This window comes from Clostridium saccharoperbutylacetonicum N1-4(HMT), from assembly GCF_000340885.1.
GTDB classification, from domain to species: Bacteria; Bacillota; Clostridia; order Clostridiales; family Clostridiaceae; genus Clostridium; species Clostridium saccharoperbutylacetonicum.
This window is the reverse complement of sequence record NC_020291.1, coordinates 4,783,698-4,807,083: the sequence shown is the minus strand read 5'-3', so window position 1 is coordinate 4,807,083 and position 23,386 is coordinate 4,783,698. Positions and strand designations below refer to the sequence as shown.

The 23,386-nt window shown below is 30.3% G+C and carries 20 protein-coding genes; 15 read left to right on the top strand and 5 right to left on the bottom strand.

All coding sequences use genetic code 11. The annotated features are described in order from the left end of the window. Positions 1-78: 78 nt before the first annotated feature. The 5 genes from citC to citX are packed head-to-tail and all read left to right on the top strand — an operon-like array spanning position 79 to position 4,419. Positions 79-1,104: a [citrate (pro-3S)-lyase] ligase gene (citC, locus tag CSPA_RS21465; RefSeq protein ID WP_015394485.1), complete on the top strand. Its 1,026-nt coding sequence runs from the start codon at positions 79-81 to the stop codon at positions 1,102-1,104. A 44-nt stretch (positions 1,105-1,148) separates the two neighbouring features. Beyond that, entirely contained in the window at positions 1,149-1,445 is a 297-nt protein-coding gene (gene citD / locus CSPA_RS21460; protein ID WP_015394484.1) for a citrate lyase acyl carrier protein, read from the top strand. Further along, positions 1,445-2,344, top strand: a complete 900-nt coding sequence (gene citE / locus CSPA_RS21455) for a citrate (pro-3S)-lyase subunit beta (RefSeq protein WP_015394483.1) — start codon at positions 1,445-1,447, stop codon at positions 2,342-2,344. The genes citD and citE overlap by 1 nt, the downstream gene beginning before the upstream one ends. Next, positions 2,337-3,878, top strand: coding sequence for a citrate lyase subunit alpha (citF, locus tag CSPA_RS21450; protein ID WP_015394482.1), 1,542 nt, complete (start codon positions 2,337-2,339; stop codon positions 3,876-3,878). Before citE ends, citF begins: the two co-directional genes overlap by 8 nt. Before the next feature lie 19 nt (positions 3,879-3,897). Then, complete coding sequence (gene citX, locus CSPA_RS21445) at positions 3,898-4,419, top strand: citrate lyase holo-[acyl-carrier protein] synthase (RefSeq protein WP_015394481.1); 522 nt, start codon at positions 3,898-3,900, stop codon at positions 4,417-4,419. A gap of 557 nt (positions 4,420-4,976) precedes the next feature. Here citX and CSPA_RS21440 read toward each other — a convergent pair. After that, positions 4,977-6,953: a sigma-54-dependent Fis family transcriptional regulator gene (locus CSPA_RS21440; RefSeq protein WP_015394480.1), complete on the bottom strand. Its 1,977-nt coding sequence runs from the start codon at positions 6,951-6,953 to the stop codon at positions 4,977-4,979. A 453-nt stretch (positions 6,954-7,406) separates the two neighbouring features. Here CSPA_RS21440 and CSPA_RS21435 point away from each other — a divergent pair, with 453 nt between their 5' ends. Together CSPA_RS21435 and CSPA_RS21430 are read left to right on the top strand one after the other, a co-directional pair. Continuing rightward, the gene (locus CSPA_RS21435; RefSeq protein WP_015394479.1) at positions 7,407-8,717 is read left to right on the top strand and encodes an SLC13 family permease; all 1,311 of its coding nucleotides are present in this window, start codon (positions 7,407-7,409) and stop codon (positions 8,715-8,717) included. 145 nt (positions 8,718-8,862) lie between these two features. Beyond that, complete coding sequence (locus CSPA_RS21430; protein ID WP_015394478.1) at positions 8,863-10,800, top strand: aconitate hydratase; 1,938 nt, start codon at positions 8,863-8,865, stop codon at positions 10,798-10,800. An 87-nt stretch (positions 10,801-10,887) separates the two neighbouring features. On the opposite strand, the gene CSPA_RS21425 is transcribed toward CSPA_RS21430, so the two are convergent. Next, positions 10,888-11,901 (bottom strand): MBL fold metallo-hydrolase, encoded by a 1,014-nt coding sequence (locus CSPA_RS21425; protein WP_015394477.1) that lies wholly within the window; start codon positions 11,899-11,901, stop codon positions 10,888-10,890. A gap of 438 nt (positions 11,902-12,339) precedes the next feature. Here CSPA_RS21425 and CSPA_RS30325 point away from each other — a divergent pair, with 438 nt between their 5' ends. Together CSPA_RS30325 and CSPA_RS21420 are read left to right on the top strand one after the other, a co-directional pair. Then, positions 12,340-12,486, top strand: coding sequence for a hypothetical protein (locus CSPA_RS30325; protein ID WP_015394476.1), 147 nt, complete (start codon positions 12,340-12,342; stop codon positions 12,484-12,486). Positions 12,487-12,847: 361 nt separating this feature from the next. Continuing rightward, a complete protein-coding gene (locus CSPA_RS21420) occupies positions 12,848-14,056 on the top strand; it encodes an NADP-dependent isocitrate dehydrogenase (protein ID WP_015394475.1) in 1,209 nt (402 codons plus the stop codon). A 65-nt stretch (positions 14,057-14,121) separates the two neighbouring features. On the opposite strand, the gene CSPA_RS21415 is transcribed toward CSPA_RS21420, so the two are convergent. After that, a complete protein-coding gene (locus tag CSPA_RS21415; protein ID WP_015394474.1) occupies positions 14,122-14,925 on the bottom strand; it encodes an MBL fold metallo-hydrolase in 804 nt (267 codons plus the stop codon). 239 nt (positions 14,926-15,164) lie between these two features. On the opposite strand from CSPA_RS21415, the gene CSPA_RS21410 reads away from it, so the two are divergent. From CSPA_RS21410 to CSPA_RS21400, 3 genes are all read left to right on the top strand, one after another. Beyond that, positions 15,165-15,716, top strand: a complete 552-nt coding sequence (locus CSPA_RS21410) for a hypothetical protein (protein ID WP_015394473.1) — start codon at positions 15,165-15,167, stop codon at positions 15,714-15,716. 253 nt (positions 15,717-15,969) lie between these two features. After that, a complete protein-coding gene (locus CSPA_RS21405) occupies positions 15,970-16,215 on the top strand; it encodes a DUF1292 domain-containing protein (protein ID WP_015394472.1) in 246 nt (81 codons plus the stop codon). 21 nt (positions 16,216-16,236) lie between these two features. Next, positions 16,237-16,635, top strand: coding sequence for a hypothetical protein (locus CSPA_RS21400; RefSeq protein ID WP_015394471.1), 399 nt, complete (start codon positions 16,237-16,239; stop codon positions 16,633-16,635). 417 nt (positions 16,636-17,052) lie between these two features. Here CSPA_RS21400 and CSPA_RS21395 read toward each other — a convergent pair whose 3' ends face one another. Next, the gene (locus tag CSPA_RS21395) at positions 17,053-17,265 is read right to left on the bottom strand and encodes a hypothetical protein (protein WP_015394470.1); all 213 of its coding nucleotides are present in this window, start codon (positions 17,263-17,265) and stop codon (positions 17,053-17,055) included. Positions 17,266-17,572: 307 nt separating this feature from the next. On the opposite strand from CSPA_RS21395, the gene CSPA_RS21390 reads away from it, so the two are divergent. Both CSPA_RS21390 and hprK read left to right on the top strand, forming a co-directional pair. After that, entirely contained in the window at positions 17,573-17,770 is a 198-nt protein-coding gene (locus CSPA_RS21390; RefSeq protein WP_015394469.1) for a DUF896 domain-containing protein, read from the top strand. Between the two features lie 6 nt (positions 17,771-17,776). Beyond that, complete coding sequence (gene hprK / locus CSPA_RS21385; RefSeq protein ID WP_015394468.1) at positions 17,777-18,682, top strand: HPr(Ser) kinase/phosphatase; 906 nt, start codon at positions 17,777-17,779, stop codon at positions 18,680-18,682. Between the two features lie 91 nt (positions 18,683-18,773). Here hprK and CSPA_RS21380 read toward each other — a convergent pair whose 3' ends face one another. Then, on the bottom strand, positions 18,774-19,619 hold the full coding sequence (locus CSPA_RS21380) for a PHP domain-containing protein (protein ID WP_015394467.1): 846 nt from the start codon (positions 19,617-19,619) through the stop codon (positions 18,774-18,776). Positions 19,620-19,988: 369 nt separating this feature from the next. On the opposite strand from CSPA_RS21380, the gene CSPA_RS21375 reads away from it, so the two are divergent. Beyond that, the gene (locus CSPA_RS21375) at positions 19,989-23,129 is read left to right on the top strand and encodes an N-acetylmuramoyl-L-alanine amidase family protein (RefSeq protein ID WP_015394466.1); all 3,141 of its coding nucleotides are present in this window, start codon (positions 19,989-19,991) and stop codon (positions 23,127-23,129) included. Positions 23,130-23,386 lie beyond the last annotated feature (257 nt).

Below are 23,386 nucleotides of genomic sequence, written 5' to 3'. Positions count from 1 at the left end.
CGAAAAAGTTTTGTTATTATACCTAACATAAATTAGATAAGAGAAATTTATTATGTTACAAACAAGGAAGTGATATTTATGGAATGTCTTAACTTAGAAGAAATAATTATTGAAGATATGGGTTCTAAAGAAATAGATGAAGTTAAGGATTTCCTTGAGGATCAGGATTTAAAATTTGATGAGAGTATACAGTATACAGTTGCCTTATATGACGATGATAAAGTCATAGGCACTGGTTCTTTTGATGGAAAAATATTAAAGTGTATAGCTGTTGATAGTTGCTATAAAGGAATGGGAATTTCAAATAAAATAGTATCTACTTTAGTAAGTGAACAATATAGAAGAGGAAACATGCACTTATTTGTTTATACAAAGCCAAAGAATCAAGAGATATTTAAAAATTTAGGCTTTTATAAAATAGCAGAAGTGCCTAATAAAGTAGTTTTGCTTGAAAACAATCCTTTTGGTATAAGTGATTTTGTAGATGGGATAAAGTCTAAGAAAGTGGATGGAAATATAATATCTAGTGTGGTCATGAATTGTAATCCTTTTACCTTGGGGCATAAAGCATTAATAGAAAAAGCTTCAAGAGAAAGTGATGTGGTTCATGTGTTCGTAGTTTCTGAGGACAGATCTATTTTCCCAGCAGAAGTAAGATATAGATTAGTTCAGGAAGGAACAAGCCATTTAAACAATGTAGTATTACATAAATGTGGAGATTATATTATTTCAAATGCGACATTTCCATCATATTTTATAAAAAAGCCTGATGAAGTAGTAAAAAGTCATACATTATTAGATATTGAAATTTTCGCAAAATACATAGTGCCTGCATTGGGGATTAATAGAAGGTATGTAGGTGAGGAACCAACCTGTGAGGTAACCAGAACTTATAATGAGACTATGAAAGAAAGGATGCCTTATTATAATGTAGAAGTTATTGAGGTTCCAAGGGTTGCTTATGGTGGATATATAACAAGTGCATCAAAAGTTAGGCAGCTTATTATGGAAGAAAAATTTTTAGGTGTTAAAAAAATGGTTCCAGAAACAACATATAAATTTTTGATGTCTGCAGAGGGCAAAGATATAATCAGCAAAATCTAAAATTAATATATAAATAATTAGAAATAAAACATAGGAGGTCAATTATGGAAATTAAAAAAGTGGCTATGGCTGGAACATTAGAATCTAGCGATATTGCAGTAGTAATAGAGCCAAATCAAGAAAAAAACATAATGATACAATTAAAGAGTTCTGTAGAAAAGCAATATGGTGACCAAATAAAGAAGGTCATTTCAGATACTTTGAAAGAGCTGAATGTTGAAAGTGCTACTGTTAAAGCAGATGACAAAGGTGCTTTAGATTGCGTTATAAAAGCAAGAGTACAAACAGCAGTTTTAAGAGCAGCAGAAGAAACTAACTTTAACTGGGGAGGAGAAAAATAATGTACAAGTTAAGAAGAACAATGATGTATATACCAGGAAATAACCCAGGAATGATAAAGGATGGACACATTTATGGAGCAGATTCAATAATGTTTGACTTAGAAGATTCTGTATCAATAAATGAAAAAGATGCTGCTAGATTTTTAGTATATAATGCATTAAAGACTATAGATTATGAAGGTGTTGAAACAGTAGTAAGAATAAATGGATTAGACACATGTGGAATGGAAGATTTAGAAGCTATAGTTAGAGCACAGCCAGATGTTATAAGACTTCCAAAGACAGAAAGTGCACAAGATATTATAGATGTAGAAAATGAAATAGCAAGAATAGAAAAAGAAGCTGGAATCCCAGTAGGAAAGACAAAGATGATGGCAGCAGTTGAAGGTGCATTAGGAGTAATGAATGCAAGAGAAATAGCAACAGCTAGCAAAAGACTTATGGGTATAGCAATTGGAGCAGAAGATTATGTAACTGATTTAAAGACAACACGTTCACCAGAAGGAATAGAATTATTATTTGGAAGAAGCCAAATAATACTTGCAGCAAGAGCGGCAGGAATATATGCTTTTGACACAGTTTACTCAGATGTAAACAATGAAGAAGGCTTCGAAAATGAAGTTAGATTAATTAAGCAATTAGGTTTTGATGGAAAATCAGTAATCAATCCAAGACAAATTGGACCAGTTCATGAAATATATACACCATCAGAAAAAGAAATAAATAAATCAATAAGAGTAATAAAAGCAGCTGAAGAAGCTAAGAAAAGAGGATCTGGGGTTGTGTCTCTAGACGGAAAAATGGTAGATAAGCCAATAATAGAAAGAGCTCAAAGAGCACTGATGTTAGCAGAAGCTGCAGGCGTATATGTAAATGAAGGAGGGGACGAAAATGCTTAAGAATAAAGTTGGAAGAGAAGTACCAGAAGTTGTAGAAGGAATTGGGGAGTTAAAACCTTATAATGGACCATTTAGCTATGAACCTGAAACTCGTAAATTTGGAAGACAAATAGCACAAACAAAACCAGGAGATAGTAAATTATTAGATAGTATTGAAAAGGCTGTAATTGCAACTGGACTTAAGGATGGCATGACAATATCATTCCATCACCACCTAAGAGAAGGGGACTATATTTTAAATATGGTACTAGATGTTATAGCTAAACTTGGAATCAAGAACTTAACATTAGCTCCGAGTTCTTTAAGTGGAGTACATGCACCAGTAGTAGAGCATATTAAAAACGGAGTAATAAGCAAAATTACAACTAGTGGTGTTAGAGGAGCTTTAGCAGAAGCTATATCAGGTGGGATTTTAGATACACCAATTATAATCCGTTCTCATGGTGGTAGAGCAAGAGCAATAGAATCAGGAGAATTAAAAATAGACGTAGCATTCTTAGGTGCACCTAGTACTGATGAATACGGAAATGCTAATGGATACAGCGGAAAATCTTTCTGTGGTTCTTTAGGATATGCTAAGCAAGATGCAGAATATGCAGATAAGGTAGTACTTATTACAGATAACTTAGTACCATATCCAAACGTACCTGCAAGTATTGAACAAACTAATGTAGATTATGTAGTAACAGTAGATGCAATTGGAGATCCAAATGGAATAGTATCTGGAGCAACAAGATATACAAAGAATCCAAGAGAACTTTTGATTGCTAAAAACGCGGCATCAGCTATTGAAGCTTCGGGATATTTCAAACCAGGATTTTCTATTCAAAGTGGTACTGGTGGAGCATCACTTGCAGTAGCAAGATTCTTAAAGAAGACAATGATTGAAAAAGATATTAAGGCTAGCTTTGCACTAGGTGGAATAACAGGACAATTCGTAGAAATGCAGCAAGAAGGATTGATTTCTAAGATTTGTGATGTTCAAGGTTTTGATTTAACAGCGGCAAAATCAATTGGGGAAAATCCAGATCACTATGAAATTAGTGCATCTTTATATGCTAATTCACATAATAGAGGATGTGTTGTTAATAAATTAGACATAGTTATCTTAAGTGCTTTAGAAGTAGATACAGATTTCAATGTTAATGTAATTACTGGTTCTGATGGAGTGATTAGAGGTGCTTCTGGTGGACACTGTGATACTGCAGCAGGAGCAAAACTTGCAATGATAGTCTGCCCATTAATCAGAGGAAGAATACCTACTATTGTTGAAAAGGTAACTACTGTAATAACTCCAGGAGAAACTATTGATGTAGTAGTAACTGATAGAGGAATAGCAGTAAATCCATTAAGAAAAGATTTAATAGAAAAATTCACAAAGGCTAAATTACCTTTATGCACAATAGAAGAATTAAAAGAAAAGGCAGAAAGTGTTGTTGGAAAGCCTAAGGCTATTGAATTTGCTGATAAGATAGTTGGTTTAGTAGAATACAGAGATGGAACAATCATCGACGTTATAAAGCAAGTAAAATAAATTAAAATGAGGAATTAATATGAAAGAAGAAAACCAAGTACTTATAGAAATACTTAACGCAAGAGAAAAACGAGCAGAAATGCAGCGGAATTTAATTGAAACTTATAAAAATACTTTGATTTCTTTTACATTAAATATTCCAGGAACAGAAAAGTGTAATTCGACTTTTACTAAAGTTCATGAAAAGGGCATTAAATTATTAGAAGAAGAATTAGAAAAGAAAAACATAAAAGTGCTTCATAAAACAGTTAGAGTTGCAGCGGGTGGTGATGAAGCATTCCTAGTTGTTGATGCAGGTTCATGGTGCACAAAAAGGATAACTACATCTATTGAAGAAAATCATAGATTGGGAAGATTATTTGATATTGATGTATTTAATGAAAATGGAGAACTGACTAGTAGAATTGGAATAGGCCTTCATGCCAGAAGATGTTTACTTTGCAGCAATAGTGCCAAAGCATGTGCCAGAAGCAGAGAGCATTCAATGGAGGAGTTAATGAATAAGGTCAAATATATAATTAACTCCTCCGCTATTGATTAAATAATGATTAAACATAATAAAAACTTTTCTAGGGAAGTATATAAATTAAAGATATTAATATTTAATTTATAAAGAAAGAGCTGTGCACTAATTAGTGTACAGCTCTTTTTGTGTAAAAAGTAAATCTCAAATTTTATGAATTTGAGATTTATAATAAAATATTTCTATGTAAAAGTAAAATGTTGCTATTTTTATTATAGACATCCAAATTAATAATCAAACTTATAAATGGAATATGTATGCATTATCGAGAAATTATAATCGTAACATTACACTAGAAATTAGATACATATTTGTGCAAGCGGCATATGAAATTAAGCTGTGATGGTTATTAGTGGAAGGTTGTTCCACTTTCTGCTTGTCATAAATTTACTTTAGGAACATGCAGAAATGGGTGCAACCTTCCACTTAGAACTCATCCAGCGAAAATTTCATTAGTCCGCTGGAATGAATATGTATCTGATTTCGGTAAGTCACCACATAAGTTTAATTCTTGCGTTGGATACCTATAGCTTAAAATAAAAGAGTTTAAGCTGATTTTATCTGTGAAAATTGAGCTATTTGTTAAAAGTGGTATTAGATTTTATATTGTAATACTTTAATTTTTTCCATAAAGTAGAGCGGCTTATGCCAAGAATTGAAGCAGCTTTAGTTTTATTTGAATTACATTCTTCAAGAGTTTTTATTATTAAATCTTTTTCAAAATTCTTTCTATTAGCCGAAAGATCATCTGATATAGGTGTTTTAAATATGAGTGGTTCTTCAATATCTTTACTTGTATCAATAGGAAGTATAGCTGATACTTCTTTATCAGATATTATTCCTGTTTCATTTAAAACTACTAATTGTTCGCAAATATTGCGAAGTTCTCTAATGTTACCATCCCAAGAGTATTTTAAAAATAGCTCGCCAGCTTCTGAAGATAAAAGTGGAGGTTTTTGTGCAATTGTATAAGCATATTGGTCTATATAATGATTAGCAATTTTTAAAATATCTTCTCCACGTTCACGAAGAGGAGGGAGGCGTAATTGCAAGACACATAGTCTATAATATAAATCTTCTCTGAATTTTCCTTGGTTTACAAGCATTTTCAAATCTTTATTTGTTGCACAAATAATTCTGATATTTATTGGAACTACTTTGTCATCTCCAATACGCATAATTTCATTTTCTTGAATTACTCTAAGCAATTTACCTTGTAAGTTTAATGGGATTTCAGAAATTTCATCTAAAAAGATTGTTCCCTCGTGAGCAAGTTCAAAGTATCCCATTTTTCCGTCTTTGGAAGCGCCAGTGAAAGCACCTCCTGAATAGCCAAAAAATTCGCTTTCCATAAGATTTTCTGGAATCGCAGCACAGTTTACAGCTACAAATGATCCGCTTTTTCTTGTGCTGTAATTATGTATACTTTGTGAAAAAAGTTCTTTACCAGTTCCAGAGGCTCCTGTAATTAATATATTTGAAGGTGTTTTTGCAAAGGTTTTAGCTTTTTTTATTGCGTCTTGTAATGCAGCACTGTGGCCGATTATATTTGTAAAATTGTATTTAGCTATAAGACCTTTGTTATAGAGTTTTTTTCGAATTTTTAATTCTGTATTGTATATATTGTTAACATTTTGAAAGGTTATAACATTACCAAGCGTTTCATTTCCCAGGGAAGTGTTAACTTTGTTTAATATAATATTAATATTTTTTGTTTTTATTAACTCGTCTGAGTAATCTTCAGTATTATTAAGAATTGATTTAAATTTGGAATCTGGAATGATAGTCTCTAAATTTTCACCTGTACATAAAGGAGGATTAATATCTAAGATTTTCCCGGCAGATGAATTTATATGTATAATTTTATTGTTTGCATCTGTTGAAATTATACCCTCGTGAGAATGATTTAGAATATTTTCGAAATACACAGCACGTTTACGTTCTTGGTGACGTATGCCAGATGTGTGTTGTGCTTCCCTTATTGCAATCCAAATGGCTTCTCTTTCCCAGTGCAGACAAGTAGAAATTATATTTTTTTGTTGAGCTATATTTATTATTCTTATGCCGCCTATAATATATTTAAATCCATCAGAATCTATTTTATCTAACAATTTTGAAATATGGTTAGTGCTAATGTCATGGTATGAAAAATGAAAAGGAATTACAGGTGTATTGCAAAGTTGACTTGCAAAATGTGATTGATATGAAATATTACCAAAGCCCACCAATGCAATTGGAGAATTGTTAGTGTTTTCTTTTTGTAGCGATATAACAGATGATACAACATCCATAGTTGTAACGGGGATTTCTACAACAGGAGTATTAGGATAAAGCTTTTTTATTTGTATAGCTGTAGCTCCACGAGCAACAAAAATATCAGCATTATAAATAAGAAGATCAATTTTTTCTAAAGATGGGGAGACGATTATTTCTATTTCTGAATGTTGTTTCTCATTAAACATTGAAGTATAGTAATTTGAATATTCTTCTATGTAATTATAAATAATAGCTTTGATTTTTTGTGTTGGAACAATGAATAATATTTTTGCCATGAATATACCACTCCGATTTCTATAGATATATTTGTATTTTAAAACATTTATTTCGAAAAATCAAATATTGTTTATAAAAGGAAACACAATGAACACGAAATAATAAAATATTGAACTGAAAAAGCTTTGATTTATCTATGTGAAAGTTTATTTATATAGAGACCAGAAAGTTGGCATTAATCTTGCTATATAAATTTTAGTATAGTAAAAAATGAATGGGCGTTAGAGGAAAACGTTTATTATTTTGAAGTTAATTACTAATGTTAGAAAAGTGGGTGGGATTATATAGAAGTAAAAATAATAGTAAATAAATCTACTAAAATTATACTTTCGATAAAGTATCGAAAGTTGGTGTACAACTTGTTATATTAATAATATTGTTATACACATACGAGTTAGTAGATAGAACCGAAGGCAAATAGTTGAATTACTTAAAAAAAGGGGGAATTACCAATGACAACAACAATTATGGCAATTGTTATGTTATGTATTATTATTGTATGTATATTTTTGAAAAAAATTCCGATTCAGTTTGTATTAGCAGTTGTTCCAATGATTTGCGCTTTGCTTTTAGGAGTTAAATTAACTGACTTAAGTAATGCTATGATAGAACAAACTAATAATACTATGAAGTCTGTAGGATATATGCTGTTATTTGGTTTGATGTATTTTACTTTATTATCAGAAACAGGTATGTTTAATGTTATTGTTCAGGGAATAATGAAATTAACAAGAGGTAAATTTAATGTTTATACTCTTATGATTATGACAACAATTGTAGCTGCGATAGGAATGGCAACAGCAACACCAGTTTCATGTTATTTAATTGTATTCCCAGTTATGTTATCGTTATATAAAAGATTCAACTTTGATAGAAAAGCTGCTATGATTATTGTCCAAACTACAGTGGCTGCTATGAGTTTTTTGCCATGGGGAATTGGAATAGCAAATTCGTCTGTTTTTGCAAAGGTAGATCCGTTACAATTATCACAGCGAGTTCTTCCTATTTCTTTATGTTTTATTCCAGTAATTATATTGCAATGGATATATTTTGGAAGGCGTCATAAGAAATTAGTAGGGGCGTTTGTGGAAGTAGAAGATGGTACAGAGAATACTATAGAATCTGATAAAAATAATGTGGAATCAAATGAAAGACCGCAATTTTTTTGGATTAATTTGATTGTATTTATTGGATCTGTAGTCGCACTATCATATTTCTTGATTCCTTCATATATAGTGTTTATTTTTGCGACACTTATTACTACTTTGATTAATTATCCAAAACCAAAGGATTATAAAGCTATATGGGAAAAATCTGGACATACTTTTTATAATACATTACTTATGTTAATAGGTATTTCAATTTTTGTTGGTATCTTTAATTCAACAGGAATGGTGAAAGGTATTTCTCAATTCATAGTATGGATTTTTCCGGGATTTTTAGCGAGATATATGCATTTGATTTTATTAGCGCTATGTGTTATTGTCATTAGATTTGTGCCATATCAACTTTACAATTCGCTATACCCACTTTTAATTTCTATTGGTGCGTCTTTTGGATTAGATGGCATAATAATTATTGCGCCTTTTGTAACTAATTTAGCTTTTGCAACAGGGTCTTCAACATTAACTCCAACTACTCATGTAGGAGCAAGTTTATTAGAAATGGATGTTGAAGAATATTGTAAGTTAGCGGTTCCGGTACAAACAATATCAAATATTTTGGTTATTCTTATTGGATTTGTATTTGGAGTTATTAGATAGTAGAAAATTGATTAAGATATGCTTTTCTGATAAATAAAAAATCAGAATATTTTATATGAATTAGTTTAAAACAAGTTTTGAAATTTAAATGTTCAAATTTGTTTGATATATATTATATTCTTTAACGAAAGGTAGGAAATTAATAATGAAAGAAAATATAACTAGAAAAATTTTAAAAAGTCATTTAGTAGAAGGTAATATGATTGCTGGAGAAGAGATATCAATAAAAATTGATCAAACATTAACACAAGATGCTACTGGTACAATGGCATATTTATCTTTTGAAGCATTAGGACTTCCAAGAGTTAGAACAGAGGTGTCGGTAAGTTATATAGATCATAATACTTTACAAACAGGTTTTGAAAATGCAGATGATCATGCATTTTTACAAACTATTGCTGCAAAATATGGTATACACTGTTCAAGGCCTGGAAATGGAATATGTCATCAGGTACATTCAGAAAGATTTGCAGTACCAGGAAAAACTCTTTTAGGATCAGATAGTCATACACCTACATCTAGTGCTTTGGGAATGATAGCTATAGGTGCTGGAGGTATGAGTGTTGCTATGGCTATGGCAGGTCAACCATTTCCATTAGTTATGCCAGAAGTAATTAATGTCAGATTAACTGGACAGTTAAGAGCTGGTGTTGCAGCTAAGGATATAATATTAGAACTTTTAAGAAGAATGACGGTTAAAAACGGAGTAGGAAAAGTAATAGAGTATACAGGACCAGGTGTAGAAACACTAAGTATACCTGAAAGATGTACTATAACTAATATGGGAGCAGAACTAGGGGTTACTACATCAATATTCCCAAGTGACAAGCTTACATATGAATTTATGAAGTCTCAATGCAGAGAAGTTGATTGGACAGAACTTAAAGCAGATGATGATGCAGAATATGATGGATTAATTGAAATAAATCTTGACGAATTAGATGCAATGGTTGCTAAGCCTCATATGCCAGATAAAGTAATTAAAGTTAAAGAAGCAAGTGATGTAAAAGTTACTCAAGTATTCATTGGAAGCTGTACGAATTCATCTTATTCAGATTTAGCTAAAGCTGCAATCATTTTAGATGGAAAGTTTGTTCATCCTGATGTGAGTCTTTGTATAGCACCAGGATCAAGACAAGTTTTTGAAATGATAGCTAGAGATGGAATACTTCAAAAATTAATTTCAGCAGGAGCGAGAATTCTAGAAAGTGCATGTGGACCATGTATTGGAATTGGTCAATCGCCTCAATCTGGTGGAGTATCCCTAAGAACAAACAATAGAAACTTTATAGGAAGAAGTGGAACTGCTGATGGTCAAATTTATTTAGCTAGTCCAGAAGTTGCAGCAGCTAGTGCTATAACTGGAGTAATTACTGACCCTAGAGATTTAGACGGATTTAATGTAGAGAAATTAAAGGAAGTTAAAGAATCAGAAGAGCGTATCATAGATGATAGAATGATACAAGCACCAGTAGAAAATACAGAGGATATTGTTGTAAGAAGAGGACCAAATATTAGACCATTACCAGTGAGAGATGAAATGGAAGATGAGATTGGGGGTAAAGTATTATTGAAAGTTGGAGATGATATTACAACTGATGATATTATGCCAGCCGGTTCGAAAATTCTTCCACTTAGATCAAATGTGCCAGCAATATCTCAATATGTGTTTAATGGCATAGATACTGCATTTGCTCAAAGAGCTAAAGAAAACAATGGCGGAATTGTTGTTGGTGGAGTTAATTATGGACAAGGATCATCTAGAGAACATGCAGCACTTGCACCTATGTATCTTGGAGTAAAAGCTATTTTGGCCAAGTCATTTGCAAGAATTCATCATGATAATTTAATAAACTACGGTATATTGCCATTAAGATTTAAGGATCAATCTGATTATGACAATATTAGCCAAGATGATGTTTTAGTTATTGAAAATGCAAAGGATCAACTTAGAAATGGTGAATTTATAATTATAAATAAAACGAAGAATGCAAAAATAGAAGCTTATGCAACACTTTCAGATAGACAAAAAGATGTGCTGTTAGATGGTGGTCAATTAAACTATATCAAAAAGTTACTGTAGTTAATAAATAATTAAAAAGAGCCGTACACTAATTTTTAGTGCTACGGCTCTTTTTACATAATATTTATATTTTTTTATTAATAAGTCTTATTTTTCTACGGAAGTTACAATTACATTGTTAGATGGATCTTTAGCGAAGCGGTACCATTTATGAGTTTTAGGTGAAACAAAGCTAGTTGCTGTACCTTTTAAATTTCCTCGTTCGGCACATTGCTTGCCAATAGAATTAAGATCATCCATACTAAATTTTTCTTGATGATAAGGTACAGCTGCTTTAGGATTAACAGAAGCTATAAAATCGCCAAGCATAGTAGCTACTGGATTTTCTCTATTACCAGTGTTAAAGGTTGTTCCATCCCCTAGATTATTAGCTGCCATTTGATAGAACATTAAATCAGGATTAGTTCCTAAATAATTGTATTTTCTATATTCAGATGGTAGTTGTCCACCCCAAATAAGTATAGTAAAACCTTCTTTTGTTGTTATTTTATAGTTCAATACAATAGTTCCTGTCTCGAAAAATTCAAATACAAAGGGATCAAATTCTCCATCCTTGTTGAAATAAATTGGAATAGTTTTAGGATCTTTAGATATATCCTTTCTAGTTGTGTGTTTTCCTAAGAAGGTTTCTAGAGTGAAATCAGGAAATTCAAGTTTATCATTATTTGAAACACCTTGAACATTATAATTTAAACTCATGATCTCATAGACATAGTTAAATGGAGTTATAGCTGATTCAGGCATAACAACTGGTACCAATGGGTATTTTTTTAATATGTATGGAAAGTCTTGGCTGTGATCAAAGTGAGTGTGTGTAAATAGCACATAGTCACAACTATCAACAATATCAGCAGCAGTTTTTGTTTTATCAAGTACATATTTATTATCTACATTGTGATAGTAAGGATCTATAACAATAGTTTTACCATTTGGAAGTTTGATTTCATTGAAAGCATAACCATTCCATTTGATACGCACTGAAGGCAGCGAATTTTCATCCCAAGTAGATATAGCCATATCTTTATCAAGAATTTCAGAAGCTTTAACTTTTTGATTTTTATTTATCGTTTCATTGTTTAACGAATTGATTTCTTTTTCCATAAAATTTTCCTCCTAAATAAGTTTAATCTTTCTAAGTGATTGACGATACTGTTAGAAAATTAAGTTGATTCCATTATTATTTTAAAGCAATATTTATGCCAAAGTGTGTATTTTTGTTATTTAATTTTATGGAATATAGTAAGAAGTTTGTCAATGCAAGCATAAAGTCACGCGTAAAAATTGATTATAAAAGTATAGAATGAATTTTTAATCTAAAACATTATATTTTTTGTTGTACAAGTGTTTTGAAGACAAAACAAGTGTTTTGAAATTGGATAATATTATAATAAATATGAGGCCTTTAGGATATGAGGAAAGATTAGTCCATTATCAAATCATTACTTTATGGTATAGTGATTTTTGATTAAAACACTATACCATAAAAGTTTATTTAGAGGAGATTATAACATTATTTCAATCAAGAAAGAAGGTTAAAATATGATTACTAAATTAGATGCAGAATTAATTATGGAATTAAAAGTAGATTGTCCTGAAAGGCTTGAGGTTGGAGAAAATGATTTTTGGTATCTACGTGCAATTATGATTAGTGGAAGTAACTTCGAAGGAGAAAAATTAAAATTTTAATATACTATCTTACTCTGTAAGATTAATGTAGAAAAGAATCTGCATCATATCTTTCAGATTTTTTTATTTATATATTATAGATTTGGAAGTTTAATAAAATCTAAAAAATTAACAATTTATATCATAATAAATGCAGAGTGAAAAAACTTTTGTTCGGTAAAGAGAAAATTGAATTGCAAATATAAAGCTGTTGCATTAAATTGGTTGTAAACAACTCTTGTGTTATGAAAATATAGGAAAAGTTTAAAATTTTGCAAGTTATATTGAATAATCATGCAAAAAAGTTGAAAAAAATATAATGGTGATGTATAATGTTATTATCTAATTAAAGTGGATATAAGCAATACAAGGGGGCAAAAACATGCAAAAAATAAAAATGTCTAATCCAATAGTTGAAATGGATGGAGACGAAATGACAAGAATTGTTTGGGGCGAAATTAAAAAGGAATTATTAGAACCATTTATTGATTTGAAAACAGAATACTATGATCTTGGTTTGGTGCACAGAAATGAAACTTGTGATCAAGTTACTATAGATTCTGCAGAAGCTATTAAGAAACACAAAGTTGGGGTAAAATGTGCTACTATTACAGCAAATGTAGCAAGAATGGAAGAGTATAATTTAAAAGAAATGTGGAAAAGTCCTAATGGTACTATTAGATCAATTTTAGGGGGGACTGTTTTTAGAGTTCCAATCATTGTTAATTGCGTAAAGCCATATGTTAGATCATGGAAGAAGCCAATTACAATAGTAAGACATGCATATGGTGATATTTATAAATCTAAAGAAATGATAGTAGAAGCGAAAAGCAAATGTGAACTTGTACTTACGTCTGAAAATGGTGAAGAAAAGAGAGAATTAATACACAACTTTTCAGAAGCTGGTGTTGTCATGGGAATGCATAATTTAAACGATTCTATCGAAAATTTTGCAAGAAGTTGTTTTAATTTTGCATTAGATGTTAAGCAAGATTTATGGTTCTCAAGCAAAGATACAATATTAAAGAAATATGATACTACCTTTAAAGAAATTTTTCAAAAATTATTTGATGATGAATATAAAATAAAATTTGAAGAAGCTGGGATTAAATATGTTTATAATTTAATAGATGCGGCAGTAGCTAATATAATGAAATGTGAAGGTGGAGTTATTTGGGCTTGTAAAAATTATGATGGAGATGTAATGAGTGATATGGTAGCAGCTGCGTTTGGTTCAATTGCAATGATGTCTTCAGTATTAGTTTCGCCAGACGGAAATTATGAATTTGAAGCAGCGCATGGAACAGTGCAGGATCAATATTATAGTCATTTAAATGGTAAGGAAACATCAACTAATTCTGTAGCAACAATATTTTCATGGTCTGGAGCATTAAGAAAAAGAGGAGAACTTGATAATAATTTAGAGTTGGTGGAATTTGCGGATAAGTTAGAAAAAGCTTCGATAAAAACTATTGAAGATGGGAAAATGACAGGTGACTTGTCAGTACTTGCAGAACATGATAATATTCAAACTTTAAACACATTTGATTTTATAAAAGCAATTAGAGCTACATTAACAGAAATGCTTTAAGAATAATATAAAAGTAATATAAAGAATGTACACAAAAGGTTTACTCAAGTGTACATTCTTTTTTTCTACAATTCTATGATATCTAAATCATCAGGCATAAATATATTACCATCAAATTCCTTAAGTCCTTCATTAATGTAAAGTTCTTTTCTATTGTCTAAATTTTTATCTTCTGTATGATATAAAATAACATTTTTAACATTCAAATCTTTAGCGTTTTTACATGCGTCTTTTGCAGTAGCATGATGCTTTTCATAAGGTTTAAAGATGTCTTTTTGAGAATAAAGGCAAAAGGCTTCATGAAATAAGTAATCAACACTTTCACAATAATTTTTTACAGTTTCTCTATAGGGCTCATCTCCTAAAAAAGTTAGTGTTTTACCATTACTAAGTATGGTTTTAAAACCATGTTGCAAATCCTTGGTGCTATGAATGTTGAAGAAAGTAGTTTCTCTGTCCAATATTTTTAGCTTATAACCATCATTAATCTCATTAAAAATGATTCTAGAATCGAATAATTTCAAAAATTTCTTTTGTAAAACAAAAGAGCAAATTGATTTTATTGCAGTAATGGATTCATTGTGACAATAAATATTTAAATTTCCAATATATTTTTCGTTTAATATACTTTGTGTGACTGCACGAATTACCCAAACACTGCCTAGAATATGATCATTATGATTATGAGATATAAACATGTTATGTATTTGTGTAATGGATATATTTGATTTTTCTAAATTAGTTAAAATAGTATTTCCTCCACCAGCATCGACTAGAAAATGTTCATCATCCTTTGATAAAGTAAAGCAAGTATTATAACATTTTGTAACCATGGCTGATCCTGTTCCGAGTATATGTATTTTTTCCATTGTAATCTCCTTGAATAAATATAAGAATTTTAAAGATAATATAAGTAAAGGTCATGTATAGTCATGCTAAGTTTTATTATAAAAGTTATATGAAATAAAAACAAGTTTATGGTTAGAAAAGAAAAAGTTATTTATTGTGCAAAAATGTGTCTTAAGATTATTTAAATAGAGCATTTACTTATGTGTGCGCATGGTATATACTAGTGTATATACAGCAAGACAAGAGGAGGAAATAATAAATGAATAATAAAATTAGGCAAATGGTATATGCAGGATTGCTTACAGCACTGGCAATTATAATTCCTATTCAATTTGGAATCTTAAGAATAGTTATTCCACCATATTATACAGCAACTTTAGCAGCGCATGTACCAATGATGTTATCAATGTTAATATCACCATTTGTGGCAGTTGTAGTTGGAATAGGTTCAACTATTGGCTTTTTAATGGCTGGATTGCCTTTACCTGTAGTTGCAAGAGCTGCAACACATATTATTGTTGGATATGTTGGGGCAATGATGATTTTAAAATATAAAAGTTATGTTAAAGCAGTAGCTGTAACAGCACCTATTCATGGAATATTAGAAGCGCTAGTAACAATTCCATTTGTAGGATTTGGACCAGCTGTTTATATATCTTTGATAACAACAGTTGTTGGAGCAATAATACATCATACAGCAGATAGTATCATAGCTTATGCAATAGTTAAAGCAGTTGCAAAGGCTAGTAAGAAAAGTATTTATAATGTTTTTGGGGATTTTAAAAGCAAACATCAATATAGTTCAGTATAGTAAGGAATTTTTTTTATAATAAATAATAGAATATTCTTAGATTTTAAAGCTCAATGTATAATTTTAAAATGCATTGAGCTTTTTGCAGCGTAGTAGTAAAACTTATAGAAAATTATTAAAATCTATAGACAAAAGTATGAAATATCATATAATAAGGATATAATAATTTGAAAGTTAACGAATAAAAGTTTAACGAAATTATTGAGTTTGCAACTGCATGGTTGTAAGCAAATATTAAGATGAGGTGAACAATTTGGAAGAAAAAGAAATAATGTCCTTTAGAGATGAAGATGGAAACAAGGTAGACTTTGAAGCTATAGCAAAAATATATTTAGAAGAACAAGGCTATTTATTATTATCACCAGTTGATGAAGAAAGTGATGATATGTTTGCTTTTAGAATAGACATAAATGAAGAAGGAAATGAAGAATTAAATCTTGTTGAAGATGACAAGGAATTTGAAGAAATTAAAAAAGAATATAAAAAATTATTATATTAAGTTTAAGGGGGCACGGATTTTATGAAGAGTTCTGAAATAATAGAATATTTAGAAGATAATGACTTAGCTGATGTAGAGGAGATAAAGCAAAAAAGTAATTATGTAATAATAAAATTTTATTATGATTTTGATAATGAAGAAATAAGTGCTGCAAAAGCTTATTCAACTGAAGAAAGTGATTTTGAACCTGAAACTGACGAATGGTATAATGAATGCTACATTCCATATTTAAGAGATATTGCTGTAGATAATGTTGAATCAATTATAGATGAAATATCTGATGAATTAGAGATAGAAGGTAAGTACAAAGAATTTGGAATGGAAAACGTAGAGAATGGGTATTATAAATTTATTGCAGTCTTTTCAGATGAACTAACAGATGAAGAAATGGAAGATGTTTTAAACGATTACCATAAGTAAAAATCCCATAAAATACTATTGAAAATATGGTGTTTTATGATATAATAAAGACATAGAATTCCTGAGATGTGCGCAAAGCTTATGATATTCAACCTACATGACATTATCGGGATTTACAACATATTCATAAATGTCAGGCTTCTTTTATCACAAATGTGGCAGTAGAAGGCAGGAGTGAATTGAGTTTAACCCACCTGCGAGGCGCAGGATTTGAATATATAAGTGAACGGCATGTTGGGAACTATTAATTGGATTTAACACCTCAGTAATGAGGTGTTTTTGTATTGACAAAATCAATTATTTATATGTGATTTTTGATTTTAATTCAGAAACCTTTAATATTTTATAATTAATTATATATTATAATATACTGTTATTTTCAAATAAAGGAGTAACAAATTTGTATATTAAGAATGACTAAGCTGCAATCTCATCAACAGCTTTGGAATTATGTTGCTTATGATGTAAAGAAAGTAATTCTTCTTGATATAAAACAATGTATTTGTCCAAATTTTGAGATAAAGCAATTATAAATTTATTCCTTGGAGAAAAAAACAATAATAATAGATTAAGTAGATGTGTCCTAATCATAACATTATATTTTAATTTAGAAATAAACCAAGTCCTCATAATTACACCTCTTTCACCATAGCTGGTTTTTAATATATAATAATTATAAACAACAAAGAAGAATTTGTAAAAATATTTCATATAACAATTAATGACAACAAGCAGCAAGATATTGGAAGAATGTATGAGAAAACAAATATTTCTAAAGAAAATACACCATATGATAACAGAAATGTATATATTTTACATTTAAAACGTTCGACAGGTATTTTATTATGTTTTATTTTATGTCGAATTATTTCATGTTGATTATATTAATTTAAATGGTAAAATTATTGATATATAAGTAGAAAGGATGACAATATAAATGGATATTGAAAACGCTAAAATAGAGGAAGTTGTAGAGAAGATAAATTTATTATACAAGCTTAGTCAGGAGAGAGGACTTACTGATGAAGAAAAGGAATTGCAACAGAAACTTAGAAAAAGATACATAGATAATGTTAAAAGAAATTTTAGAGCGCAGTTGGATCAAATAGAACCTAAAAAAAGTACAAAGGGGTAGTATGAAATGGGTGTTTTAGTAAAAAAACTAGTAGATGATTTGAATTTGGAAGTATTAGTTGAAGGTAAAGAAGATGTTGAGATATCCGTTAATGATATAAATAGGCCAGGACTTCAACTTGCTGGTTTTTATAATTATTTTGCTCCAGAAAGAATACAAGTTATAGGAAAAGCTGAGTGGAGCTTTTTAGATGATATGCAGATTGAGCTTAGAAAAAAGAGAGTTAAAAAGTATTTTAGTTTTGATATAAATTGTTTAATTATAACTAGAGGGCTTGAACCACATCCGGAATTTATAAAAGAAGCTCAAAAACATAATATCTGGTTTGTTAGAAGCAACCTAGTAAGTACGCATTTTATAAGTAAAACCACAGTATATCTAGCTGATAAACTTGCACCTGAAACAAGACTACATGGGGTATTGGTTGATGTCTCTGGTATAGGGATATTAATTACTGGAGAAAGTGGAATTGGTAAAAGTGAAACTGCATTAGAATTAATAAAAAGAGGACATAGACTTGTTACAGATGATGCTGTTGACATAAAGGAAATTGATGGTCAATTAATAGGAAGATCACCTAGTATTACAGTTGGAATGCTTGAAGTTAGAGGGCTTGGTATTATAGATGTCACAACTTTATATGGATTAAGTTCAGTTGTTCAGGAAAAAGAAATTAGATTAATTATGCATTTTGAACACTGGAAAGATGATAATGACTATGACAGATTAGGAATAGATAATGAATACATGAATATATTAGGTATAAACGTGAAAAAGTTAACAGTTCCAATTAGGCCAGGAAGAAATATTGCTGTAATTATTGAAGCAGCAGCAGTAAATTATAGACATGCTTTAATGTCAAAAGTTACACCAGTTGATGTAATTGAGAGTAGAATGAATGATATTAATTAAAGAAAAGTGTATTCTAGAAGATTGTTCAATAAAATGAATCATTTCTTCTAGAGTACACTTTATTTTTATGTAGATAATCAAAAGTGAAATTTTATGAATAGGTAAATTCTATGTCTAAGGTATTAAGAAGTTTTGATAAATATTCAAAAGGCAATTCAATTGAACCGATATCACCGTGTCGATCATCATTTTTTAAATCTCCATGGAAATCAGAACCACAAGAAACAAGAAGATTATTATCCTTTGCTATTTTTATAAATTTTTGATTTTCTTCAGGAGTATTTTGAAAATATATTGCTTCTATACCATCAAAATCCATTGAAAGAAACTCTTCTATCTTAGTGTTCTTAATTAGTTTTGGGTGAGCTAAAAACACTGTGGCATTATAGTCTTTTAATAGCTTTAAACCATCTATAGTTGATAATTTTAAGGTCGGTACATAAGCTTTGCAGCCTTTACCAATAAAATTATCAAATATTTCATTATGGGTGTAAGGGTAGCCAGATTTTACTATTTCTCTAGCAATATGTGGTCTTGCAATAGTATCATTAGTTTCTTTGGAAATTTTTTCGAAATTAATTTCTATATTAAATTCTTCTTTAAGTTTACTAATCATTTTTTTTGCCCTAACTACCCTATGGTTAGTTATTTTAGCTAATTCTTTTATAAGATTATCATTTCTGAAATTGTTATCATTAAAGAAACCTAAAATATGCACACTTTCATTATTATGCTGAGTTGATAGTTCAATTCCAGGAATTAAAGTAATATTATACTTAAGGCTTTCATCAATAGCTTCACTTAAGCCACTTACTGTATCATGATCGGTTATGGATAAATATTTAACGTTATTTTTGTAAGCTCTCTTAACAACCTCCGAGGGAGAAAGAATTCCATCTGAAGAGTTAGTATGAACATGAAAGTCTACTTTAACCACATAAATCACTCCCTAATGTATTTAATTTTTTATAATAAGTATAAATAAACAAGTTTGAAATTATACCTTTTTATTAATTTGCTATGAGCAAGTTGTTATTGTTAATAGAGTTGCTTTTTAGACATCTATAAACAAGATAATATCATATTATTAATTTGAATTAAATATATATATTAAATAATATGCTTTTTATTTTCCATATTAATTATTATTATGGAGAATAATGAAAAAATTAGAAAATACTATTGCATAAATAAATTATGAATAGTAATATATAGATGAAAACGATTTTGGATTAGTGAAGTATATTTTAGAAATGAACACGTTAACATTTATTTGTTAACGTTAACAGAAAAGGGGAGCTAGTAAATGAAAAAAAAGGTTTTATCAATATTAATTTCTACAGCAGTAGCTACATCACAATTATCAGTTATTTCTGCTGCGGTAAATGGAGAAAATTCTGGAGAGTCTGCAGCTAAAAATATTAATGAAAATACTTTATTAACGGCAAGTGACAGTACCACAAAAGACACTTTATCATCAATTGAAAATAGTATAGGTGGAACAACAGGACCAGCAGTTACAACAACTGGATCAGCAGTATCAATAGGTAATGTTGCTGAACAAGTTGAATGGAAATCTACTAGATTTGGTACTACTACATCACTACAAAATAATACTATAAGTGTAGATAGTGCAAATAAAACAGTTACATTGATAGCAGGAAGTAAAGATGGTAAGGCTACAGGAGGAAAAGTTACAGGAGCACAAGATGGAATGTCTTATTATTATACTGTAATAGATCCCTCTCAGAATTTTGAACTTTCAGCAGATGTAAAAGTAAACTTTTTTGAAAAAGCAAAACCTGATAATCAAGCAGGATTTGGAATAATGGCAAGAGATACTATAGGAACAGAAAATGATTCATCTATATCTCCATCAAATATGTGTTTGGTAGGAGGATATAATGGACTTGTTCAATCTGTATTTAGAAACGGGGTAACTAAAGATTTTAGTGAGCCAATAGTAATGGAAGGCTGCCATAAATTTGGGAATCGTCCTGCAAATGATGGTACTGCAACTTATAAATTAAAACTAAAAAAGACTAATACCGGATATATTGCTTCGGTAAATGATGGAGAAGAGGTTACTTATTACAGACCAAAGCAATTAGAAGTTTTAGATGGTAATAGGATTTACCTTGGATTCTTTGCAGCTCGTGTAGCTTCAATAACAGTTTCAAATATAGATTTGAGAGAGTCAAATGTAGCTACTGATCCTGAAGGAGTGAAAGAGCCGCCTATAGTAATAACACCAGCGATAAGTGTAACCTCTTCAGCTACTTCTGGAACATCAAATTATGATTTAACATTAAAATCTAATATTGATGGGAATGTTAACGTTAAACTTGGTGGAAGGATATTATATGATGGTGAAATTAAAAATAGTGTACCTTTAAAGATTCCTTCTGTTTTAGGAAATGGAGATAATATTTTTGATATAAAATATACACCTAGTCAAGCAGGAGCAGCAGTTATTGACAAAACTCAAACAGTAAACATGAAAACTTATGGGGTTGAAAATGGTGAGGTTTATGTTTCACCTAATGGAACAGATGCCGGGAAAGGAACTGAAGATAGTCCATTAGACATATATTCAGCAATTAAATATACTAATGCAGGACAAACAATAAAGGTCAAAGGTGGTATATACAATCTTACAAGTCCAATCATAATAGATAATACTAATAGTGGAACTAAAGATAAAATGAAGACTCTTACAGCTTATGATGGACAAAGACCAATATTTGATTTTGGTAAAAAATCTGGAGGACTCACAACCTATGCAAATTATTGGAGGATATATGGAATAGACGTTACTAACACTTTGGATAAACAACATGGAATTACTATTTCAGGAAGTAATAATTTAGTGGAAAATGTAAAGACTTATAAAAATGGAGATTCAGGCTTACAAATAAGTGGAGACATTAATGATAAAATAGCTAATTGGCCAAACAACAATCTTATTTTAAATTGTGAATCTTACGATAATATGGATGCAGCTATGAACAATGCTGATGGATTTGCAGCTAAAATTTCTTGCGGATATGGTAATGTGTTTAGAGGATGTGTTTCTCATAATAACTGCGATGATGGTTGGGATTTATACTCAAAGCTTGAAAATGGAAAAATCGGAGCAGTAACTATAGAAAATTGTATAGCTTACGGAAATGGTACTCTTACAGATGGTACAGTTACTAAAGGTGATGGTAATGGGTTTAAACTAGGTGGAGAAGGAATAGCTATCAAACATACTTTGAAAAATTCGTTATCCTTTAATAATAATGCGGTAGGCATTACTGGAAATAGTAATCCAGCTGCTGTGGTGGAAAATTCTACTTCAGTAGATAATAAGCATGCTAATTATGGATTAGATTACTATACTGGTGCAGTTTTGGATTATGATTTGAAAAATGATATTTCATTTAGAACCGTGGCAGGAGAACAAGATAATATTCCAGATATGGTCCTTAGTGATAACAACTACTTCTGCGATGGTGTAAAATCAATAAATAAGGGTGGTACAGAGATTACAAAAGATTACTTTAAAAGTGTTGAAATGCCAAAAGCAATTTACAGAGATGATACTGGTAAAATAGTTTGGCCTAATTATATGGATCCAGTTAATGAACCAGTGATAAGTAATAATTCATCTGGTGGGCATCACCATAATCATGTAACTAATGATTATGGTACAGCTGTAAACTCAAAAACAGATATTGCAAAAACAACTGAAGCAGATTTAACTGTTGGACAAAGTAGCAGTGCTTTGGCTAATAAAGAGATAGAAAAACAAGTAATATCTAAATTAAGTTCAATTTTAGGAGAAGGAACACAAGTTGGCACCTCTAAGGAAGTACAAACTTCAGATGGAAATAAATTATCTTTAACGGCTTTGGCTAATAACGGTAAAAATACAGGTTTAGTAATAGCAGTTGAGAAGTCTAGTCCATTAGAAACTATTAAATTAGATACAGCTATTGGAGAAGTTGCAGAAGTTTATAAATTTGTACCACAACTAAATAAATATGTAAAAGTAACAGATAAAGTTAAAATAGATAAAGTTAATAATACAATGACTTTACCAACAGATGCAAATGCAACTTATATTGCAGTGAAAGATAAAATTGCAGCTGCAGATGTCGCGTCAGAAGGTTGGACAAAGGTTGAAAACAGCTGGTATCTGCTAGATAAGACAGGAAATTTATTAACTGGCTGGCAAAAAGACAATACAAACTGGACATATTTATCCCCAGTAGATGGAAAAATGCAAACTGGTTGGAAAAAGGATAATGGTAAGTGGTATTTCCTAAAAGAAAATGGATATATGGCTACAGGATGGCTAAAAAATGAAAATAAGTGGTATTATCTTAAATTAGATGGTTCTATGGCAGCAAATACATCAGTAGATGGATATAATTTAGGAAGCGATGGAGCACTAATATAAAACAAAAATGAGCGAGGTTTTTAATTGAGCTTCTTCCCGTCAAGTAGATAATTAAAAAAATAGAAATTTGGAGATGTCAAGGTATGGTTCTTGGTTGGAATATTTTCAAAGAATGTAAGAAATTAATTATTAGATTATTCTTATTTTATCAGTTGATATGTGTTTAATAGTTATTGCTTTTTATGCAGAACCAACGAATATAGCACTATTTATGGAAAAAGAACGAATTGGATTTGTCTGTTACTTGTATTATAAGG